Annotated in this window: 20 protein-coding genes; 11 read left to right on the plus strand and 9 right to left on the minus strand. The window is 67.3% G+C overall.

From position 1 onward, the window contains the following. Window positions 1–127: 127 nt before the first annotated feature. Window positions 128–1,129, plus strand: coding sequence for a class II fructose-bisphosphatase (glpX, locus tag QXZ94_RS08030; protein WP_172109193.1), 1,002 nt, complete (start codon window positions 128–130; stop codon window positions 1,127–1,129). Between the two features lie 15 nt (window positions 1,130–1,144). Then, window positions 1,145–1,864, plus strand: coding sequence for a haloacid dehalogenase type II (locus QXZ94_RS08035; RefSeq protein WP_315719970.1), 720 nt, complete (start codon window positions 1,145–1,147; stop codon window positions 1,862–1,864). 10 nt (window positions 1,865–1,874) lie between these two features. On the opposite strand, the gene QXZ94_RS08040 is transcribed toward QXZ94_RS08035, so the two are convergent. Continuing rightward, entirely contained in the window at window positions 1,875–2,960 is a 1,086-nt protein-coding gene (locus QXZ94_RS08040) for a methyl-accepting chemotaxis protein (RefSeq protein WP_315719971.1), read from the minus strand. Between the two features lie 308 nt (window positions 2,961–3,268). Here QXZ94_RS08040 and recJ point away from each other — a divergent pair, with 308 nt between their 5' ends. The 3 genes from recJ to QXZ94_RS08055 all read left to right on the plus strand — a co-directional run bounded on the left by recJ (window position 3,269) and on the right by QXZ94_RS08055 (window position 7,158). Beyond that, window positions 3,269–5,110, plus strand: coding sequence for a single-stranded-DNA-specific exonuclease RecJ (recJ, locus tag QXZ94_RS08045; RefSeq protein WP_315719972.1), 1,842 nt, complete (start codon window positions 3,269–3,271; stop codon window positions 5,108–5,110). Between the two features lie 849 nt (window positions 5,111–5,959). Beyond that, the gene (locus tag QXZ94_RS08050; protein WP_315719973.1) at window positions 5,960–6,967 is read left to right on the plus strand and encodes a serine hydrolase; all 1,008 of its coding nucleotides are present in this window, start codon (window positions 5,960–5,962) and stop codon (window positions 6,965–6,967) included. Further along, on the plus strand, window positions 6,964–7,158 hold the full coding sequence (locus QXZ94_RS08055) for a hypothetical protein (RefSeq protein ID WP_315719974.1): 195 nt from the start codon (window positions 6,964–6,966) through the stop codon (window positions 7,156–7,158). Before QXZ94_RS08050 ends, QXZ94_RS08055 begins: the two co-directional genes overlap by 4 nt. A 24-nt stretch (window positions 7,159–7,182) precedes the next feature. On the opposite strand, the gene QXZ94_RS08060 is transcribed toward QXZ94_RS08055, so the two are convergent. Next, window positions 7,183–7,584 carry a hypothetical protein gene (locus QXZ94_RS08060; RefSeq protein WP_172131909.1) on the minus strand — a complete coding sequence of 134 codons (402 nt, stop codon included), beginning with the start codon at window positions 7,582–7,584 and terminating at the stop codon, window positions 7,183–7,185. Between the two features lie 293 nt (window positions 7,585–7,877). On the opposite strand from QXZ94_RS08060, the gene QXZ94_RS08065 reads away from it, so the two are divergent. After that, the gene (locus tag QXZ94_RS08065; protein ID WP_315719975.1) at window positions 7,878–8,675 is read left to right on the plus strand and encodes an NYN domain-containing protein; all 798 of its coding nucleotides are present in this window, start codon (window positions 7,878–7,880) and stop codon (window positions 8,673–8,675) included. Between the two features lie 5 nt (window positions 8,676–8,680). Here the strand turns inward: QXZ94_RS08065 and QXZ94_RS08070 are convergent, their stop codons facing one another. The 3 genes from QXZ94_RS08070 to QXZ94_RS08080 are packed head-to-tail and all read right to left on the minus strand — an operon-like array spanning window position 8,681 to window position 11,496. Then, window positions 8,681–9,691, minus strand: coding sequence for a hydrolase (locus tag QXZ94_RS08070; protein WP_315719976.1), 1,011 nt, complete (start codon window positions 9,689–9,691; stop codon window positions 8,681–8,683). Then, window positions 9,688–10,908, minus strand: a complete 1,221-nt coding sequence (locus tag QXZ94_RS08075) for a lytic murein transglycosylase (protein WP_315719977.1) — start codon at window positions 10,906–10,908, stop codon at window positions 9,688–9,690. Before QXZ94_RS08075 ends, QXZ94_RS08070 begins: the two co-directional genes overlap by 4 nt. 60 nt (window positions 10,909–10,968) lie before the next feature. Beyond that, window positions 10,969–11,496, minus strand: coding sequence for a MarR family winged helix-turn-helix transcriptional regulator (locus QXZ94_RS08080; protein ID WP_409998738.1), 528 nt, complete (start codon window positions 11,494–11,496; stop codon window positions 10,969–10,971). 53 nt (window positions 11,497–11,549) lie between these two features. Here QXZ94_RS08080 and QXZ94_RS08085 point away from each other — a divergent pair, with 53 nt between their 5' ends. Together QXZ94_RS08085 and QXZ94_RS08090 are read left to right on the plus strand one after the other, a co-directional pair. Next, on the plus strand, window positions 11,550–12,020 hold the full coding sequence (locus QXZ94_RS08085; protein ID WP_172109173.1) for a carboxymuconolactone decarboxylase family protein: 471 nt from the start codon (window positions 11,550–11,552) through the stop codon (window positions 12,018–12,020). A gap of 60 nt (window positions 12,021–12,080) precedes the next feature. Beyond that, complete coding sequence (locus QXZ94_RS08090) at window positions 12,081–12,263, plus strand: hypothetical protein (RefSeq protein WP_315719979.1); 183 nt, start codon at window positions 12,081–12,083, stop codon at window positions 12,261–12,263. 277 nt (window positions 12,264–12,540) lie between these two features. Here the strand turns inward: QXZ94_RS08090 and QXZ94_RS08095 are convergent, their stop codons facing one another. From QXZ94_RS08095 to efp, 3 genes are all read right to left on the minus strand, one after another. Next, the gene (locus tag QXZ94_RS08095; RefSeq protein WP_315719980.1) at window positions 12,541–12,804 is read right to left on the minus strand and encodes a hypothetical protein; all 264 of its coding nucleotides are present in this window, start codon (window positions 12,802–12,804) and stop codon (window positions 12,541–12,543) included. Between the two features lie 75 nt (window positions 12,805–12,879). Next, window positions 12,880–14,511: a M23 family metallopeptidase gene (locus tag QXZ94_RS08100; protein ID WP_315719981.1), complete on the minus strand. Its 1,632-nt coding sequence runs from the start codon at window positions 14,509–14,511 to the stop codon at window positions 12,880–12,882. Between the two features lie 53 nt (window positions 14,512–14,564). After that, on the minus strand, window positions 14,565–15,131 hold the full coding sequence (gene efp / locus QXZ94_RS08105; RefSeq protein WP_172109165.1) for an elongation factor P: 567 nt from the start codon (window positions 15,129–15,131) through the stop codon (window positions 14,565–14,567). A 138-nt stretch (window positions 15,132–15,269) separates the two neighbouring features. On the opposite strand from efp, the gene epmA reads away from it, so the two are divergent. Genes epmA through QXZ94_RS08120 form a run of 3 tightly spaced genes read left to right on the plus strand, consistent with a single transcriptional unit; the run spans window position 15,270 to window position 17,703 of the window. Further along, on the plus strand, window positions 15,270–16,325 hold the full coding sequence (epmA, locus tag QXZ94_RS08110; RefSeq protein ID WP_315719982.1) for an EF-P lysine aminoacylase EpmA: 1,056 nt from the start codon (window positions 15,270–15,272) through the stop codon (window positions 16,323–16,325). Further along, window positions 16,322–17,416: a lysine-2,3-aminomutase-like protein gene (locus tag QXZ94_RS08115; RefSeq protein WP_315719983.1), complete on the plus strand. Its 1,095-nt coding sequence runs from the start codon at window positions 16,322–16,324 to the stop codon at window positions 17,414–17,416. The genes epmA and QXZ94_RS08115 overlap by 4 nt, the downstream gene beginning before the upstream one ends. 50 nt (window positions 17,417–17,466) lie before the next feature. Further along, the gene (locus QXZ94_RS08120; protein ID WP_315719984.1) at window positions 17,467–17,703 is read left to right on the plus strand and encodes a hypothetical protein; all 237 of its coding nucleotides are present in this window, start codon (window positions 17,467–17,469) and stop codon (window positions 17,701–17,703) included. A 51-nt stretch (window positions 17,704–17,754) separates the two neighbouring features. Here QXZ94_RS08120 and QXZ94_RS08125 read toward each other — a convergent pair whose 3' ends face one another. Continuing rightward, window positions 17,755–18,840 (minus strand): 3-deoxy-7-phosphoheptulonate synthase, encoded by a 1,086-nt coding sequence (locus tag QXZ94_RS08125; RefSeq protein ID WP_315719985.1) that lies wholly within the window; start codon window positions 18,838–18,840, stop codon window positions 17,755–17,757. Window positions 18,841–18,874: the final 34 nt, after the last annotated feature.

The following is an 18,874-nucleotide window of genomic DNA, read 5'->3' on the forward strand; positions in this document are numbered from 1 at the left end:
TGGAATCGAGCGGCTGGGAGCGGCCATCCGGGCCGGCCCGCCGAACCGTGAGTTGCCCCCGACGGCGGCATCCGGCTGGTAGAATTTGATGGCGGTGAGCCGCCTTGACGTCTTGAGGAGTTGACCGATGTCGACGCAGATTTCCGTCCCGCAGCAATTGTTGCTCGAGCGCATCCTGACGCTGGAGCTGGTGCGCGTGACCGAGCGCGCGGCGGTGTCGGCGGCGCGGCTGCGCGGCCATGGCCAGGAGAAGCCGGCGGACCAGGCGGCCGTGGACGCGATGCGCCGCGAGCTCAACAAGCTGCCGATTGAAGGCACGGTCGTGATCGGCGAGGGCGAGCGCGACGAGGCGCCGATGCTCTACATCGGCGAGAAGGTCGGCCTCAATGCCGGCCCGAAGGTCGACATCGCGGTCGACCCGCTCGAAGGCACCACGCTGTGCGCCAAGAACATGCCCGGCGCGATCGCGACCATGGCGATGGCCGATGGCGGCACCTTGCTGCACGCCCCCGACGTCTACATGCAGAAGATCGCGGTCGGTCCCGGCTACGCCAAGGGCGTGGTCGACATCGATGCCAGCCCGGCCGACAATGTCCGCCGGCTCGCCAAGGCCAAGGGCGTCGAGCCCGGCGCGATCACCGTGCTGGTGCTGGACCGTCCGCGCCACGCCGACATCATCCAGGGCGTGCGCTCGACCGGCGCCGCCGTGCGCCTGATCACCGACGGTGACGTCGCTGGCGTGATTCACTGCGCCGATCCCGACAACACCGGCGTCGACATGTATCTCGGCACCGGCGGCGCGCCCGAGGGCGTGCTGGCTGCGGTGGCGCTGCGCTGCATCGGCGGCCAGATGCAGTGCCGGCTGATCCTCGACACCGAGGAGAAGCGCGAGCGCGCCCACAAGATGGGTGTCGGCGACCCCAAGATGATCTACGGCATCGAGGACATGGCCCGCGGCGACTGCCTGTTTGCGGCCACCGGCGTGACCACCGGCTCGCTGCTCTCCGGCGTCAAGTTCCGCAAGGACGGCGTGATCGAGACCGAGACGGTCGTGATGCGCTCGGTCACCGGCACCGTGCGCTACATCCGCGCCGAGCACCGGCAGCTCGAGAAGTTCCACCTCGACTGACGGCGGAGCGCTGCCATGTCCGAGCTGCCCATGGTCAAGGCGCTGGTGTTCGACGTATTCGGCACCGTCGTCGACTGGCGGACCAGCCTGATCGACGACTTCACCGCGTGGTCGAAGACCCGCGGCATTCAGGGCGACTGGACCGCGCTGGTCGATGGCTGGCGCGGGCTCTATGTCGGCTCGATGGACGAGGTCCGCAGGCACCCCGAGCGCGGCTACGTCATCCTCGACGTGCTGCACCGGCGCTCGCTGGAGACGCTCGTCGCCCAGCTCGGCATCACCGGCCTGAACGAGGCCGATCTCGATCATCTCACCCGCGGCTGGCACCGGCTGCATCCGTGGGCGGACAGTGTCGCCGGGCTGACCCGGCTGAAGTCCAGATACATCATTGCGCCGCTCTCCAACGGCAACGTCGCGCTGCTTACCAACATGGCGAAGTTCGCAGGCCTGCCGTGGGACCTGATCCTCTCAGCCGAGCTGTTCGCGCACTACAAGCCCGACCCCGAGACCTATCTCGGCGCCGCGCGTCTGCTTGGTCTTGCGCCCGGCGAGGTGATGATGGTCGCCGCGCACAACAACGATCTCGAAGCTGCGCAACGCTACGGCTTGAAGACCGCCTTCGTCGCCCGCCCCACCGAATACGGCCCGCTGCAGACCCGCGACTTCGATGCCACCGGCGCCTGGGACATCGTCGCCGCTGACTTCAACGGCATCGCCGACCGGCTCGGCTGCTGATCCCTCCGCCTCACGCGCCCGACACGATCACGCCGTACCAGCCGAGCCCCTTGTAGGTCTCGTAGCCGGGCGTGGCGTGGAACGCGATCATGCGGCCGGACGCATCCTGGTAGAAGCCGCTGCGCTTGCCGTCGAGCTTCAGCGACACCCGCTCGCTGAGGATGCCCTGGCCATCCGACGATGCGATCACGCGGTGATTGGAGTCCACCAGCAGCGCGCGGGCCCTGTCGCTCTCGCTGACGCGCACCCCTTGCACGATCGCCCGCGCCTGGGCCTCCCAGTCGAAATGGATGGCGAGCACGCCGAGCGGCTTGCCGTGGGCCTTGCCGTCCTCTCGGACCGAGGCGCAATAGGTCGCGACCTGGGCGTTGCCGAGCAGCGGCTGGCACTCGACGTCGCCCGCGACGTAATCGTCGCCCGAGCGCAGGCCGCGCGCCTCGCGAAACCACTTGGTCTCGGCGACGCTCTGGCCGACGACGTTGTAGCGATCGGCGCGGCCGTTGGCGATCACCTTGCCACTGGGATCACACAGCCAGAGGTCCAGATAGACCGTGTAGGCCGACAGGATCACCGCGAGCCGTTCGGAGACATGGGCGACGCTGTCGGTATCGGGTGCGGCCGCGCAATCCACCACGGCGGAATCGGTCGCCCACCAGCGCACGTCGCAGGTGCGTTCATAAAGATTGCGGTCGATCAGCTCGATGGCATTGAGCGCCAGATCGACCATGCGCTCGCCGCGCGCCCGCTCGGTCATGCGCTCGATCGAGCTCTTGAGATTGCCGGTGCGCGTCGTGAGCTGGCCTTCCAGCTCGCGCGCGATGGTCTCGACCAGCTGGCCAACCGCCCGCACCTCCTGAGCCACCACGGCAAAGCCCGCGCCTTGCGCGCCCACTCGCGAGCTTTCGATCAGCGCGTTCAGCGCCAGCATCTTCATCTGGTTGGTGATCTGCTGGATCGACTTGGTCTTCTCGCAGGCGATCTGATTGACCTCGCCGGTAAGCCGCGCGATCAGCGCCGAGACGTCGGTCTCGTCCTGGGGGGGCGTGGGGGAGGGCGCAATCGAGGGGGAGGTCTTCAGCTCAGGCGCGGCTAGCATTGAACAACTCCATATCATCGCTGTCTCAGTCGAGATGCGGAGACTGCGAGCAATCACTCGGTATAATTTGATTGAAATGTCACGGAGTTCGCCTAACGGCTGTTTAATGCACGGTCCCGAACACAGCTGTAATTTTAGGCAGACCGCATTATATGTCATCAGCTGACCCCCTCTGGTCCTGATTTCCACGGATGATGCAGTGCGATTCCCGTGGGTTCCTTGGACCGGGCCTGTGGACGCCGCCGACTTGCTGTAGATTCGCGCCGTCGAATTCGAATCGCCAGACCGCACCCGAGGCCCTTCATCCGATGGCACCGTCCGCCCTTGCCTTGCCTCTGAGCGCCCCGCCGGCGTTCCTTGGCGTGCGGCTGTCGCTGACCAACAAACTGTGGCGCGATCGGCTGGATGCGCGCGGCGCCGCACGCGCGCTCGCCATCGTGCAGCGCTATCAGTTGCCGGAGATGCTGGCCCGGGTGCTCGCCGGGCGTGACGTCGAGCTCGACGCAGTCAAAGACTTCCTCGACCCGACCATCCGCAAGCTGATGCCGGATCCGTTCACGGTGACGCAGATGGAGACGGCGGCGCAGCGCATTGCCGATGCTGCGGTGAAAGGGGAAAAGGTTGCGATCTTCGGCGACTACGACGTCGACGGCGCGACCTCGGCGGCGCTGCTGGCGTGGCATCTGCGCCATTGCGGGCTCGATCCGCTGATCCACATTCCCGACCGCATCTTCGAGGGCTATGGGCCCAACGTTGAAGCCATCCGCGCGCTGGCCAGCAAAGGCGCGACGCTGCTCGTGACGGTCGATTGCGGCACGACCAGCCTGGAGCCGCTCGCGGAAGCGCGGCGGCTGGGCATGTCCGTCGTGGTGATCGATCACCATCAATGCGGCGAGGAGCTGCCGGAGGTCGAGGCGCTGGTGAATCCGAACCGGCCGGACGATCTCTCCGGCCTCGGGCATCTCGCCGCGGTCGGGCTTACTCTCGTGACGCTGGTTGCCGTCAATCGCGAGCTCCGCGGCCGCGGCTTCTGGAGTAGCACGCGGCCGGAGCCCGACCTGCTCGGCATGCTGCATCACGTTGCGCTCGGCACCGTGGCCGATGTGGCGCCGCTGATCGGGCTGAACCGCGCCTTCGTCGCCAAGGGCCTGATCGCGATGCGCCGGCGCGACCATGTCGGCCATACCGCGCTGATGGACGTCGCCCGGCTCAATGGCCCGCCGGAGGCCTGGCATCTCGGCTTCATGCTGGGCCCGCGCATCAATGCCGGCGGCCGCATCGGCCGCGCCGATCTCGGCGTGCGGCTGCTGCTGGAGAGCGACGTGTCGGAGGCCGCGCGCATCGCCGCCGAGCTCGACCGGCTCAACAGCGAGCGCCGGATCATCGAGCAGCACGCCGAGGCGCAGGCCGAGGCCGAGGCGCTGGCCTCGCTCGGCTTGGAGGACAAGGGCGCGGTGATCGTGACCGCGTCGGAGGGCTGGCATCCCGGCGTGGTCGGGCTGGTCGCGTCCAGGCTCAAGGAAAAGTTCGCGCGGCCGGCGTTTGCGATCGCGCTGGAGCCTGGCGGCATCGGCACCGGATCGGGCCGCTCGATTCCGGGCGTCGATCTCGGCAAGGCGGTTCGCCACGCGGTGGAGCAGGGCATCCTGATGAAGGGCGGCGGGCATGCGATGGCCGCCGGCGTCACCTTGCGCAAGGAGCGGCTGGCGGAGTTTCGCGCCTTTCTCGAAAGCGCGCTCGCGGCCGACGTCGCCGAGGCGCGTCACGTCAACGAAATCCTGATCGACGGGGCGATCAGCGCGCGCGCGGCGACGCCGGAGCTGGTGGCGACGCTCAATCGTGCGGGGCCGTTCGGCAGCGGCAATCCCGAGCCGATCGTGGCGCTGCCGTCGCATCAGCTGGTCTATGCCGACGAGGTCGGGCAGGCGCATCTCAAGCTGCGCTTCAAGTCCGGCGATGGGGCCACCGTGAATGCGATCGCATTCCGCAGCGTGGGCCAGAAGCTCGGCAACGCCCTGGTTCAGCATCGCGGCCAGGTCCTGCATGTCGCGGGCACGCTGACCGTCGACCGCTACCAGGGCGTCGAGCGCGTCCAGCTGCGCGTGCTGGATGTTGCCGTGCCGGATCATGGGCCGGCGATGATCAGGTAGAGCAACATCAACGGTGTCGTCCCGGACAAGCTTCGACGACGCGCGCGTCGGCGAAGCGCCGATCCGGGATCCACGCCGCGGCGGATGTTGTGAGGACGAGATGCCCATTGCGATCCTGCCTCACACCGCTCCCTGTGGGTATGGGTCCCGGCTCGGGGGCCGGGACGACAGCGGGGTGTGTGGCGCGCATCGTGCCTCGCATGATCGAATGCAGCACGACCATTCGATCTCGCCGCGCATTCGCGCCCGAGTGATGTATCGTCAATGACCCTCTTGATAAGAGAGGGCGCAGGGAATGCCGGGTGAAGGCCTCACCCATGGCCCGCCTGCAAACAAAAAGCAGGCGGCAGTCACCACAGGTAGGCCGGTCAACCGGCATTCCCTGCGCGGTGGTCTTCACGCTTATACGCGATCTCCCCGGTGTCCGGCTTGTTAGCCACCGTCGCCCGCGGGCTCATCATCCCCCGAAGGCTTGGCGCCAGCGTCGGGGCGCCAGGACCACGCGATTTCACGTCCGCAACCTGCCGTTCGTCCGCGCGCATCGAGCACGCTGCGACACGATCGCGGCCACCGCACCCCGCCCTCCACGTTCATGACGATCGCGAAGCGCCCCTCTCATGAGGACGGGACACTCATGTTATTTCCGATTTTCGGAATAAAAGCAAGCGAAATCTTCCGGCCGGTGCGGTGATGGCCGGCATCCGACTGATGCCGCAGACGAAATTGATCATCGCGCGCCGGTACGTGTTGCGCACCGGGCAAGGCGCAGGGCCGTGACCACTGTACCTTCCAACTGTCGTCCACTACGCTCCCTACGTTGAGTTGTGACGAGCCGGCTGAGGAGGGTCCATGCGACGTTTGCCTGCAGTTTTCGGAGCCGTCCTGCTGGGATCGTGTTGGGCGCACGCCGAACCGGGTCGGAATTGGCAGGCGGCAGGACCGGACGAAAAGCCGTGGTCTGCATCCGTCGCCCGCGAGGTGCAGGAGTTCGCGGTCGAACAGAAGCCGACGGCGATCATGGTGGTCAGGGACGACGACATTGTTGCCTCGTTCGGGGACCTTGGTGCGAAGGTCAATGTCCGGTCCGTCCGCAAGAGTCTGCTGAGCGCGTTGTATGGCATTGCCGTCGAAGACGGCCGGATCAACCTCGACAGCACACTTGCCGCGCTCGAGATCGACGACATTCCGCCGGCCCTTTCGCCGGTCGAGAAGACCGCGACGGTTCGTCAACTGCTCATGGCGCGCTCCGGGGTCTATCATCTCGCGGCCTATGAGACGCCCGAGATGAAACGGCTTCGGCCCGCGCGCGAGAGCCATCCGCCGGGCAGCTTCTGGTACTACAACAACTGGGACTTCAACGCGCTCGGCACGATCTATCAGCGTTCCGTCGACGATGTGTTTGCGAGCTTCGAGAAGCGGATTGCCCGGCCAATCGGCATGGAGGATTTCTCCGCTTACGATGGCCTGTATTTGGGGGAGTCTTCGTCGGTCCATCGGGCCTATCTGTTCCGGATGAGCGCCCGCGACCTGGCGCGGTTCGGCCTGCTGTTCCTGAACGGCGGACGCTGGAATGGGGCTCAACTGATCCCGTCGAAATGGGTGACGGACTCGACGAGCCGTCTCTCGGACACCGAGCAGCCCGGACGCGGCTACGGCTATCTCTGGTGGACCTTCAGCAGCGTAAGATCTGGTGTCAGCGGCTTTTATGCCGTGGGCTACGGCGGACAGCTGGTCGTGGTCGTTCCATCCAAACATCTGATATTGGTCGAGCTGGTCGATCTTGCCGTAAACAAGCAAGGTGTTCGCACACAACGCTTTCTCGATCTTGTCAGCAGGATCAGTGGATTGGTTCCTTGAGCGACACGGCGATGGTCGTGGCGATCGACCTTCTATCCGATCACGCCCCTCCGGGCGAGATCGAGCGGCTGTGGACCACGTCGGGGCTTTCGCAGGCTTACATATCGACGATCAAGCGGCGCAGCGATTCCTTTAGCATCAATCGCGCGAAGACTGAGGACTCGGGCGCGGGGGGACAGCCGCCACGATGACGATCGCGCGGGGCGACGTGAACATCAGCGCCAGGATGGCTTCGGCAGCTGATCGGGATTGAATTTCGGCGTGGGCCGAGGAACTGGCGGCGGCGCGGCGTCGTCGGAGGCCGAGAACAGCAGAAGCGCCTCGAACGGCACGTCGGGAGCTTCCGCGGCATAGCCGGAGCAGGTGACGGGCGTGCCCCGGCAGCATCCTTCGAGGCTGAGCGTCAGCTCGTCCGGGCCGAACAGCGACGGCTGTCCGGGGGCGTGCCGTTTGGTCTTGATGATGGCGGTAAACCGATCGCCATGGGCCTCGTAGCTTCCGGCGTAGCTCAGCACGGTATCGCCGCCGCAGACCTTGCCGCCAACGAGCTCAACGATGCCGGTTCCCTGGCCCTTGGGGGTCCTGAACCAGGCGGAATAGGTGCCTTCCTTCATCATCTGCCGCAGATCCCGTCGTTGGGTCGCGGCATCGTCGTGCGGTGCGAATTAAGGGAAGGTGAAAACGATCGCCGAATAGCGGCGGAAACCCTCAATTTGTTCGTGTACGAACGGTCATCGATGGATTCGGGGCCGCCAGAGAGAATACGCCAAGGACGCGGCCGCCTTGCTCGTCGGCGAATGAAGGTACTCTGCGGGAGACGCGTCTCCGCCGCAGCCGCAGAGAAAGTTTGCCTGACGCAAGCGGGCGAGCGTGATACGTACGACACCAGATGCCTTTGAGAGACCGATCCATGCCCTCCGAAGCCCGCTCGCCGCGTCTTGCCGTCCTCATCGATGCCGACAATGCCTCGGCCAAGATCGTGGACGGGCTGTTCGAGGAGATCGCCAAGATCGGCGAGGCCAGCGTGCGCCGGATCTATGGCGACTTCTCCAGCCCGCGCTCCAAGCCCTGGGCCGATACGCTGGCGCGACATGCGATTGTGCCGCAACAGCAGTTCGCCTACACGACCGGCAAGAACGCCTCCGACATCACGCTGGTGATCGACGCCATGGACCTGTTGCACAGCGGCCGCTTCGACGGCTTCTGCCTGGTGTCGTCGGACAGCGACTTCACGCGGCTCGCGGCGCGCATCCGCGAGCAGGGCATCGACGCGTTCGGCTTCGGTGAGCAGAAGACGCCGGAGAGCTTTCGGCAGGCCTGCCGCAGGTTCATCTACACCGAGAATCTGCGCAGCGATGCCGGCAGCAGCAAGGATGCCGACAGCGCCGCGGCGCCGAAGCCGCTGCTGCCGATCAGCGCGGCGTTGCCGATGATCAAGAAGGTCATCACGCAGATGGAGAGCGAGGACGGCTGGGTCGCGCTCGGCGAGGTCGGCAAGCAGCTCTCCAACCTGGTGTCCGACTTCGATCCGCGCACCTATGGCTGCCGCAAGCTCAGCGATCTCGTGCGCAAGACCGGCGGCTTCGAGATCGAGGAGCAGTCCAAGGGTGGCGGCTCGGTGCGCATCCGGGTGAAGGCGGCGACGGGCTCGCAGCCCAAGGCGCGGGCGCCCAAGGCCACGCAGCGGGAGGGATCGGCCAAGGGCTGAGTCGGCTATTGCGCCGGCTTCAGCTCCGGCAGCACGGCCTGGACGTCAGGCTGCCGTGCGAGGACGTCGCGCACCCTGACCATGCCATCCTCCGAAGGGTGGAAGGCATCGATGAAGTTGCGGGACGAGTCAGAAATCTCCGAGCGCGCGAGGTCGACGAAGGGGATGCCGAGACCGCGCAGCCAGTCTGCGGTCTGCCGGCTTTCGAACTCGCGCCAGACGCCTGAATAGGTCCAATAGGCCTCGTCATGGTCGAGATAGTCGACCGCGGCGCGCACGTAAGGCAGCTGGACGGCGATGAGCCGGACGTTGCGCTCGCGCGCGAGCGCCGCCAGTCGCGCGACCGGCTCCTTCTGCCGCTCCGACATCTGCGGTGCGCCGGGCGAGGATTCGATCAGTCGCGCCGCGGTCTGGAATTTCTCGCGTGCGGTGTCGATGAAGTCCTGCGGATAGAGATAAGAGCCGTCGGCGCGGAAGCCGTCGGGTCGTCGCTGCTCGCGGAAGGCCGACGGCGACGGCAGCGCGCGGATCAGGCGGGCGAGCTTGAACGACACGTAGCGCGACCAGCTGTAGACCATCGTGCGCTGCGCGCCGTAGGCATCCTCCCAGGCATCGGTGAACATGAAATAGTCGAGCACGACGATGACGGCGCGGGGCCGGACCTCGCGGGTCAGATGCTCGAACACGTCGACGAGCTGCCGCGTCGTCCAGGCGGTGAAGGCGGCGTTGTAGAAGCGATAGGGCTCGAACATCCAGTCGCGCAGGGTGCCGGCGCGAGAGCTGCTGATGACAATGATGTCGGGCGCCAGCTCGGCGATGCGCGCCCGCTTGAAGGCGGCGTTGTAGCGGAGATCGGCCGGGAGAATGATGTTGTCGCGTTCAGCCGATTGCTGGCCCGCGAGATGCGCCGGCGTGGTCAGCGCATCGAAGCGATACGCAAATCCGGCGATCGAGAGACTGAACAACGTCAGCACGGCAAGGACGACCGCGACGTAGCGGCGCTGTGCGGCCATCATCCGCCCTGTCGCAGCTTCGCCAGCACCTTCAGCCCGCCATAGCCGTCGGCAGGCGTGAGGCCGGCCTTGGCCTGGAAGTCGCGGATCGCCTTCATGGTGTCGTTGCCGACGCGGCCGTCGGTGCCGCCGGTGTCGAAGCCGGCGGCGGTGAGACGCTTCTGCATCTCCTGCACCTCGGCGAGCGTCAGCGCGCGCTCGGAGCCGGGGAAGGGCTGCAGGAACGGCGGTCCGCCCAGGATGCGATCGCCGAGATGGCAGATCGCGAGCGCGTAGCTCATCGCCGGATTGTAGGACTTCACCGAATAGAAGTTCGGACCGAGCAGGAAGGCGGGGCCGCCCGCGACGGGGATCCAGAGCTGCGCAGACGCATTCGGCTGCGGGAAGGGCTGACCGTCGGCGCGGGTGACGCCGGCCGCCTGCCAGGCCGCGTAGGTCCTGCTGCCCGACATGTTGCCGGGGGCGCGCACCTCATAGCCCCAATGCTCGCCGCGGTGATACTTGCCGCGGTTGACGAGATAGCGCGCGGTCGAGCCGAGCGCATCGTCGGGCCGTCCGAACGGGTTGATCTTGCCGTCGCCGTCATAGTCGAAGCCGACATTGAGCCAGACCTCGGGCATCCACTGCGTGTGGCCCATCGCGCCGGCCCAGGAGCCGCGCATCTCGTCCGGCGTGCTCCAGCCGCGATCGACGATTCTGAGCGCGTTGGTCAGCTCGGTCTCCCAATAGGCCTTGCGGCGCGGCTCGTTCCAGGCGAGCGCGGCGAGCGCCGGAAACACCGGGCGCATGTGGTTCTGCTGCACCAGGGGATCGCCGAACGCGGACTCGACGCCCCACAGCGCCAGCAGCGTGCCGCGCTCGACGCCGAAATCCTTCTCGATCCGGGCGAACAGCGCCTCGTTCTTCGCCAGCGCCGCCTTGCCATTGATGACGCGCCAGTCGGAGACGCGACGGTTGATGTACTGCCAGAGCTGCTCCTTGAACTCCGGCTGATTGCGCAGCTCCTTGAACACGGTCATGTCGGGCTCGAGCCGCGCCATGACCCGCGTCCAGGTCGCCTGTGAAATGCCCTTGGCGAGGGCGCGGCTGCGAAAGCCGTCGCGCCAGGCCTCGAATTCAGCGGGCGCGGCCGAGGCGGGCAAGGCCGGAACGAGCAGCGCCGCGGCGCCGAGGCCGCAGCCGAGCAGGGTGCGGCGGGTCATGGAATCGGGCTGTGTCATGGCGCCCATTCTACCCGCTGATGCGGGTCGGCGGCAAAGCCCTCAAGCGGGCCGGAACCTTTACGCCTCGTGGAGATCCACGGCGACGCGCGCCAGCCAGCGGCGGATGGTCGCGAGGTCCCGCTCGCCGAGACCGCCCGCGAGCCTGCGCTCCAGCGCCATGGCCTGCCGGCGCGCCCTGGTCAGCAGTGCGATACCTTGGCGGGTCAGGCTCCATTGCAGCACGCGGCCATGGATGGGGTGCGGCGTGCTCCGAATGGCGCCGCAGCGTTCGAGGTTGCCGATGATCACGTTCACGGTCTGCGGCGTCAGCAGCGCGACGCGGGCGCAGTCGGCGCCGGACAGACCGGGATAGGCCTTCAGCATCGTCAGCACCACGAATTGCGGATGGGTGAGGCCGGTCGCCGTGAGCGCGCGATCCAGCGAGAGCCGCGCCGCCGCCTGCGCCTGGCGCAGCAGATAAGCGAGGTGGCCGTCCTCGCCGCGCTTGCCCTCGCCAGGGAGAGGCGGGCGGACGGCTGCCTTCCGGCGCGCGGGGCGAGGCTTTCGAGGCGATCGCGAGGACGTCAACATCCGTGCCTTGCGCATATATTCAGAGCCCTGATAAGTTATCAGACCTCTGATAACATGAGAAACCGACCATGTCACATGCGCGCAGCGAGTACACCGATTTCAGGAGTCTGGCGCCCGAGCTCTACGACGCCATTCTCGCGGTCAGCCAGCAGGCGGCCAAGGCCGGGCTCGACAAGCAGTTGCTGGAGCTCGTCAAGATCCGGGCCTCGCAGATCAACGGCTGTGCGTTCTGCGTGCAGCACCACGTGCTGCTGGCCGAGAAGCTCGGCCTGTCCGTCGACAAGATCAATCTGGTCGTGGTCTGGCGCGAGGCGCCGCAGTTCACGGCGCGCGAGCGCGCGGCGCTGGCCTTCACCGAGGCGCTGACCCGGCTGGAGGGCGGCGTGAGCGACGAGGTCTATGCGCTGGCGCGCGCGGAATTCTCTGAAGCGGAGCTGGTGTTCCTGACCTCGGCGATCGGCGTCATCAACCTCTGGAACCGCTATGGCGTCGCGTTCCGCTGGACCCCGGCTGAGCGGCCGGCGCGCGTGGCCTCCTGAGTCGTCGGGAACCGCGACGAAGCGGTGCGAGTTGTGCCTTCAAACGACGAGGAGGCGCACATGACCGATGCGAACGAGCCGCTCAAGCCGGACGATTTCCCGCTCGAGGCCGACAAGGAGCGGGTGCGGTGTCAGAACGGCAAGCCGATCGCCACGACGAAGGACGAGGCGATGGCACATGAGATCGCCGAGCGCCTCAACGCCGAGGAGCACCGGCGTGAAGAGGACAAGTGGTCGGCTTGAGTCGTGACGATGGCTTCAGGTTGCGGGCTGCGAGACGGCTGACGGCGTCGCGTCCCCCCGGCGGCAGGGCTATCGTATATGGCGATCGATGTTTTGCGCCCATCTCCCTCTGCGTCGTCATGGCCGGGCTTGTCCCGGCCATCCACGTCGTCCAGCATGCTGAGAACGACGTGGATGCCCGGGACGGAGCCCGGGCATGACGATGTGGAGACGGTTTCGCGACACACTTAGATTGACCACGTGCGATTCCTCTGCCGCAGGCGGGGGACTCGTGCTCTCAGAACGGATTGGCCGGCTGCGCGCGTTTAGGACCTTCGGGCTTCGGCTCCACGGCGAGGCGTGGATCGGTCGGCATCACGCGGGCGCCGGCGGCGCGGGCGACTTCGCCGGTCATCGAGTGTCGGGCCGCCTCGGCGGACTTGATCTCCGGCGGATGCCAGCGGTCGCGCACCAGCATGGTGAGCGCCCCGACGCAGACCAGCGCGATGGCCGCCGATATCAGCGCCAATCCGGTCCGGCGATCAAGCGTGCGCGTGGTCATCCGTCATCCTCCATCTGGCTGCTAACCCGCAGCGGTGGAGGTCGGTTCCGGCAGGTCACGCGGTCGCGGTTGCGTTCAGTTCCGGTCGCGCCCGGCAGCGGCATCGGCGGCAGGGCCGAGCGGCGACGAGTCCTGTGCCGGCGCTCCGAGTGACCCGGTCGTCGCCGGGGGCGGCGTTGCCGCGATCTCCACCCCGACCTCGCGGCCGCGGCCGCCGATCAGACGCTCATAGGCCGCGATCAGCGTCATGTAGGGATTGACCCAGATCCAGCCGTCGCGCGTGAACAGCTGGACGTCGAAATGCAGATGCCGCGTGGTGCCGTTGGGATGGTCGAGATAGTTCGACACCACGCCGATCGGCTCGCCCTCGCGAAGGCTGCGGCCGTTGAGCAGGCCGTCTTTGTCCATCGCCGCCGGGTTCATGTGCATGTAGCGGAAGCGGACGTGCTCGGTGCCGCTGTTGACCTGGATGATGGCGCCCTGTTGCCTGGCGCTCCGGATCACCACGCCATCGCGCACCGCGAGCACGCGCTGCCGCCACGGATCGCAGCCGTCGGGACCGTCGCGGCGGACCGGACATGCGCCGGGCCGGAGATCCTGGCCCTGGTGGCCCAACCCGCTGGCGCACTGGCCGACGTTGAAGTCGCGGGCTTCGCAGAAATTGTCGCGCCAGGGATATTGGCTCCAGGGCTGGTCGAACTTGTCGCTGGTGCGGCGGCGGCCGAACGATTGCGAATGCACATAGGCCGGCGCGTCGAGCGGATAGCGGATCTGGGAATAGGCGGTCGGATCGGCGCGGCCGCCCTGGCCGCGCGCACCCGAGTTGACGACGATGTCGCCGACCGGACGATAGGTGAAGTCGGCATCGAACGCCGACGGCCGCTCGGCGGCGATCGGCGTGATCTCCGGTGCGTTGCGCGACGGTTGGCCGCCTGCGACGCGCAGCGCCCTCAGAAAGCGTTCGGCGATTGGATACGCCTCGCGGCACGCGAGGCGCTTCGGCCGCGGTGCGCTGTCGAGGCACTGGATCGAGACCACATAGGGCACGCCGAAGCGGGTGAAGGCGTAGCGGACATAGCCCTCGCGGATGAAGCGGCGCAGGTCGGGATATTGCGCCGACAGCGCCTTCACGCCCTCGCCCTTGCCGCCGGCGGGATCGGCGATGTCGTAGGTGATGAGCGAGCCGGTGATCTGGACCTCGACCGGCTTGGCGAAGATCCGCGACGGCAGGCCGGCGGTCACCTCCGGTGCAAGCGAGAACACGGCGTCGTAGCCGGAGGGGCCGGCATCGAACAGGTCGGCCTGGAAGTCGGCCTGGTAGCGCGGCAGGGTCTGCGGATCGACCGCGCCGCGCCGGCGCGCGCTCAGATAGGCTGACGTGTCGAGCGGCAGCAAAACGGGGACCGGACTGCGTCCGATCCCCGTGAAGACGGTCGAGGTCACGCCGTTGAGCTGGACCAAAGCGGGCCGTCGGCGCGGGTCATCGCTGCTGACGTCGCGCCGGCGCGCCGACAGCGCGACATCGGCTGCGACGTCAGGTGCCGTCGTGAGCTCGGAGCGAAGCTGGTCGAGCGCTGCGCGCCAGTCGGCGCGCTGAAGCGAGATGGCAGGCGTGGCGAAGGAGTCGGCCGCGCGTCCCGCGGAGGTCGCGGCCAGCGTGATCACCGCCGCCAGGGCTGCGGTGATAAAGGTGATCCTTGCCCCCAATCCCCACGCCCCCCGGCGTCAGATCATGCCATCGCTGCGCGCACCATCATGCGTCAATCCTTGGCGCGCTCGCAATAGGAGCCGTCCTCGGTCATCACCACGATGCGGGTGCCGACCGTGATGTGCGCCGGCACGCCGGTGCGGACGCCGTTCGACAGCACCGCCGGCTTGTAGGACGACGACGCCGTCTGGCCCTTGGTGACCGGCTCGGTCTCGACGACCTCGAGCGTGACGCGCTGGGGCAGGGCGATCGCCACCGGCACCACGTCGTGCATCGACAGCTTGACGGTCATGTTCTCCTGGAGATAGGCCGCCTGCGTGCCGACCACGTCCTTCGGCACCTGGACCTGGTCGTAAGTCTCCGGGTTCATGAAGTGGAAGCCGTCGGCATCTTCGTACAGGAAGGTGAAGTTGCGCTCCTCGATCGTTGCCTTCTCGACCTGGTCGGTGGTCTTGAAGCGCTCGGAGATCTTCACGCCGTCGCTGATTCGGCGCATTTCGATCTGGCTGACCGGGGTGCCCTTGCCGGGATGGATGTTCTCGGCGGTCACGACGACATAGAGCTTTCCATCTTGCTCAATGACGTTACCCTTGCGAATAGAGCTGGCGATGACTTTCAAAGCTGTTTTCCTGACACTGAAAAGAGGGCGCCGGGCAGGGCCGGGGCGCCACGTGACGCGGGATGCGGTTTCGGGCGGCAACATACTGATTTTGTCCGGGGTTGCCAGTCTTTTGCGCCCCCGGCGGGCGATCCCCTGATGGTCCGGGAGCCCGCGCCTTCGCCCTGGTGGTCGCTGCAGCGGCATGCCGACGTCAGGCCGTTTCTCCAGGCGCGGGCCGCCATCGTCCGTGCGCTGCGGGCCTGGTTCGACGAGCAGGGCTTCATGGAGGTCGAGACCGGCATCCTGCAGGTGTCGCCGGGCAACGAGACCCATCTGCACGCCCCCGCCACGGCACTGACGGCGGCTGATGGAACCCAGCGCCAGCGGTATCTCAGGACCTCGCCGGAGTTCGCCTGCAAGAAGCTGCTGGCGGCCGGGGAGCGCCGGATCTTCGAGTTTGCCCGCGTGTTCCGCGACCGTGAGCGCGGCGACCTGCACCTGCCGGAATTCACCATGCTGGAGTGGTATCGCGCCGAGGCGCCGTACGACGCCATCATGGCCGATACGGTCGTGGTGATCGCCCATGCCGCCCAGGCGACCGGTATCCGCCAGTTCGCTTTCCGCGGCCGGACCGCCGATCCGTTCGCCGAGCCCGAGCTGTTGACGGTGGCGGCAGCCTTCGCCCGCCATGCGGGCATCGACCTCTTGGCCACCATCCGTGACCGGACGGGAGACCGTGAGGCGCTCGCGGCGGCCGCTGCGGGCAAGGTCCGGATCAGCGCAGACGACACCTGGTCGGACCTGTTCAGCAAGCTGCTGGTCGAGCATGTCGAGCCGCATCTCGGGCAGGGGCGGTTGACGGTGCTGTATGAATACCCCTCGCCGGAGGCCGCGCTGGCGCGGGTGAAGGCCGGCGACCCCCGCGTCGCTGAGCGCTTCGAGGTCTATGCCTGCGGCGTCGAGCTGGCCAACGGCTTCGGCGAGCTGACGGACGCGGCCGAGCAGCGCCGCCGCTTCGAGGACGAGATGGCGGAGAAGCAGCGGCGTTATGGCGAGCGCTATCCGCTGGACGAGGATTTCCTCGCCGCCGTGGCCGCGATGCCGCAGGCGAGCGGCGTCGCGCTCGGCTTCGACCGGCTGGTGATGCTGGCGGCCGGCGCTGTCAGGATCGATCAGGTGGTATGGACGCCGCCGGCAGGTGAGCAGCGATGAACAGAATCGAGCGACCGACGACGTTGCGCAGCGCCGATGATCTTGTCGCGCAGGGCCTCGTCGCGCCCGCTGATCAGCCCGTGCTGGAGCGCGTCGCCGAACGCTATGCGGTGGCGGTGACGACGCATCTGGCCGACCTCATCGACGCCGACGATCCCGACGATCCGATCGCGCGCCAGTTCGTGCCGTCGGCCGACGAGCTGGTCGCGACACCCGGCGAGCGCGGCGATCCCATCGGCGACGACGCGCATGCGCCGGTGCCGGGCATCGTGCACCGTTATCCCGATCGCGTGCTGCTCAAGCTCGTGCATGTCTGCGCGGTGTATTGCCGCTTCTGCTTCCGCCGCGAGATGGTCGGGCCCGGCAAGGACAATGCGCTGTCGGAGGACGCCTATCGCGGCGCGCTGGACTATATTCGCGCGCACGGCGAAATCTGGGAGGTCATCCTCACCGGCGGCGATCCGCTGATGCTGTCGCCGCGGCGGCTGAAGGAGATCATGGCCGATCTCGCTGATATCGAGCACGTCCGGATCATCCGCATCCATACACGGCTGCCGGTCGCCGATCCCCGGCGCATCACGTCGGCGCTGGTCGATGCGCTGAAGGTGCAGAATGCGGCAACCTGGATCGCGCTGCATGCCAATCATCCGCGCGAGCTCGGCGCCGAGGTGCGCACCGCCTGCGCGCGGCTTGTCGACGCAGGGATTCCGTTGGTCAGCCAGTCGGTGCTGCTGCGCGGCGTCAATGACGATGCGGCGACCCTGGAGGCCCTGATGCGCGCCTTCGTCGAGACGCGGATCAAGCCGTATTATCTCCACCATGGTGATCTGGCACCCGGGACCGCGCATCTGCGCACGACGCTGGCGCAGGGACAGGCCCTGATCCGGACGCTGCGCGGCCGCGTCTCCGGCCTGTGCCAGCCCGATTATGTGCTCGACATTCCCGGCGGCCACGGCAAGGCGCCGGTGGGGCCGCAATACCTCACTGCCGAGGATTCTGTTGAGCAGGATCATGCCGCAGCTGCGCAAACGCGCTATCGTGTGATTGACTATTGCGGCGAGGCGCACCTCTATCCGCCCGCCGGGGAATGAAGTGTCCCGGCGATTCCGCTGAAGTCGATCCGCAGACACGGAGGAGCAACATGAAGAAACTTGCGCTCGCGATGGGGCTCCTGATCCTCGTGACCGATGGCGCCGTGCTGGCGCAGAGCAGCGGCGCGAGCGGCGATCCCTCGACGCAGATGCAGAAGAAGCGCCGCCAGCCGCGGCCGAGCGATCTGCCGAAGGCCGAGCAGGCCGAGGACAGTTCGATGAGCGGCATGAGCAAGGAAGACCGCGAGCTCGATCGCAAGATCAAGAGCATCTGCCGCGGCTGCTGAGAGCGGCCAGCGGCGCGCCGGAGGCGCACCGCTCATTCATGCCAATGGGCCTTAGGCCGAGCGCTCTCGCACGGCCTCGCGGCCCAGCGCCCGTCGCGCCGCAACCGCCTCGGCGAGCCGCTCCAGCACCTCGACCGTCGTGTCCCAGCCGATGCAGCCGTCGGTGATGCTCTGGCCGTAGGTCAGCGGCACGCCCGGCTTGACGTCCTGCCGGCCCGCCACGAGATGGCTTTCGATCATCACGCCCATGATGCGCTGCTCGCCATCGGTCAGCTGGCGCGCGATGTCGGCAGCCACCAGCGGCTGGTTCTCCGGCTTCTTGCTCGAATTGGCGTGGCTGGTGTCGATCATCAGCCGCGCCGGCAGGCCGGCCTTGATCAGCTCGGCCGAGGCCTGCTCGACATGACCGGCGTCGTAGTTCGGGCCGCTGCCGCCGCGTAGGATGATGTGGCAGTCCTCGTTCCCCGTCGTCGCCGCGATGCCGGAGCGGCCGCCCTTGGTCACCGCCATGAAATGATGCGGGTGCGCGGCCGACTTCACCGCATCCGTGGCGATGCGGATGTTGCCGTCGGTGCCGTTCTTGAAGCCGACCGGGCAGGACAGGCCGGAGGCCAGCTCGCGATGGATCTGGCTCTCGGTCGTGCGGGCGCCGATCGCGGCCCAGGCGACGAGATCGGCGATGTATTGCGGCGTCGTCATGTCGAGGAATTCGCATCCGGCTGGCAGGCCCAGATTGTTGACCGCCGAGAGCACGCTGCGCGCGAGGCGCAGGCCCTTGTTGATGTCGAACGAGTTGTCGAGATCGGGATCGTTGATCAGGCCCTTCCAGCCGACGGTGGTGCGTGGCTTCTCGAAATACACCCGCATCACGATCTCGAGCCGATCGCCCAGGCGCTCGCGCAGCGCCGCGAGCCGGCCGGCGTAGTCGATCGCGGCGTCGGGATCATGGATCGAGCAGGGGCCGACGATGACCAGCAGGCGGTCGTCGCTCCCGGTCAGGATGGCGTGGATGGCGTTGCGCGCGGCCATCACCACCCGGGTGGCGGTGAGGGTCCGCGGAATCTCGCCCATCACCTCCACGGGCAGGCTCAATTCCTTGATTTCCTTGATACGAAGATCGTCTGTGGTGCTCAGCACGGCGGGCTCCTGCGTGTCTTGGTGGGCACCTGCC

Origin of the sequence: Bradyrhizobium sp. SZCCHNS2022, from assembly GCF_032377575.1 — a bacterium.
Classification (GTDB): Bacteria; Pseudomonadota; Alphaproteobacteria; order Rhizobiales; family Xanthobacteraceae; genus Bradyrhizobium; species Bradyrhizobium aeschynomenes.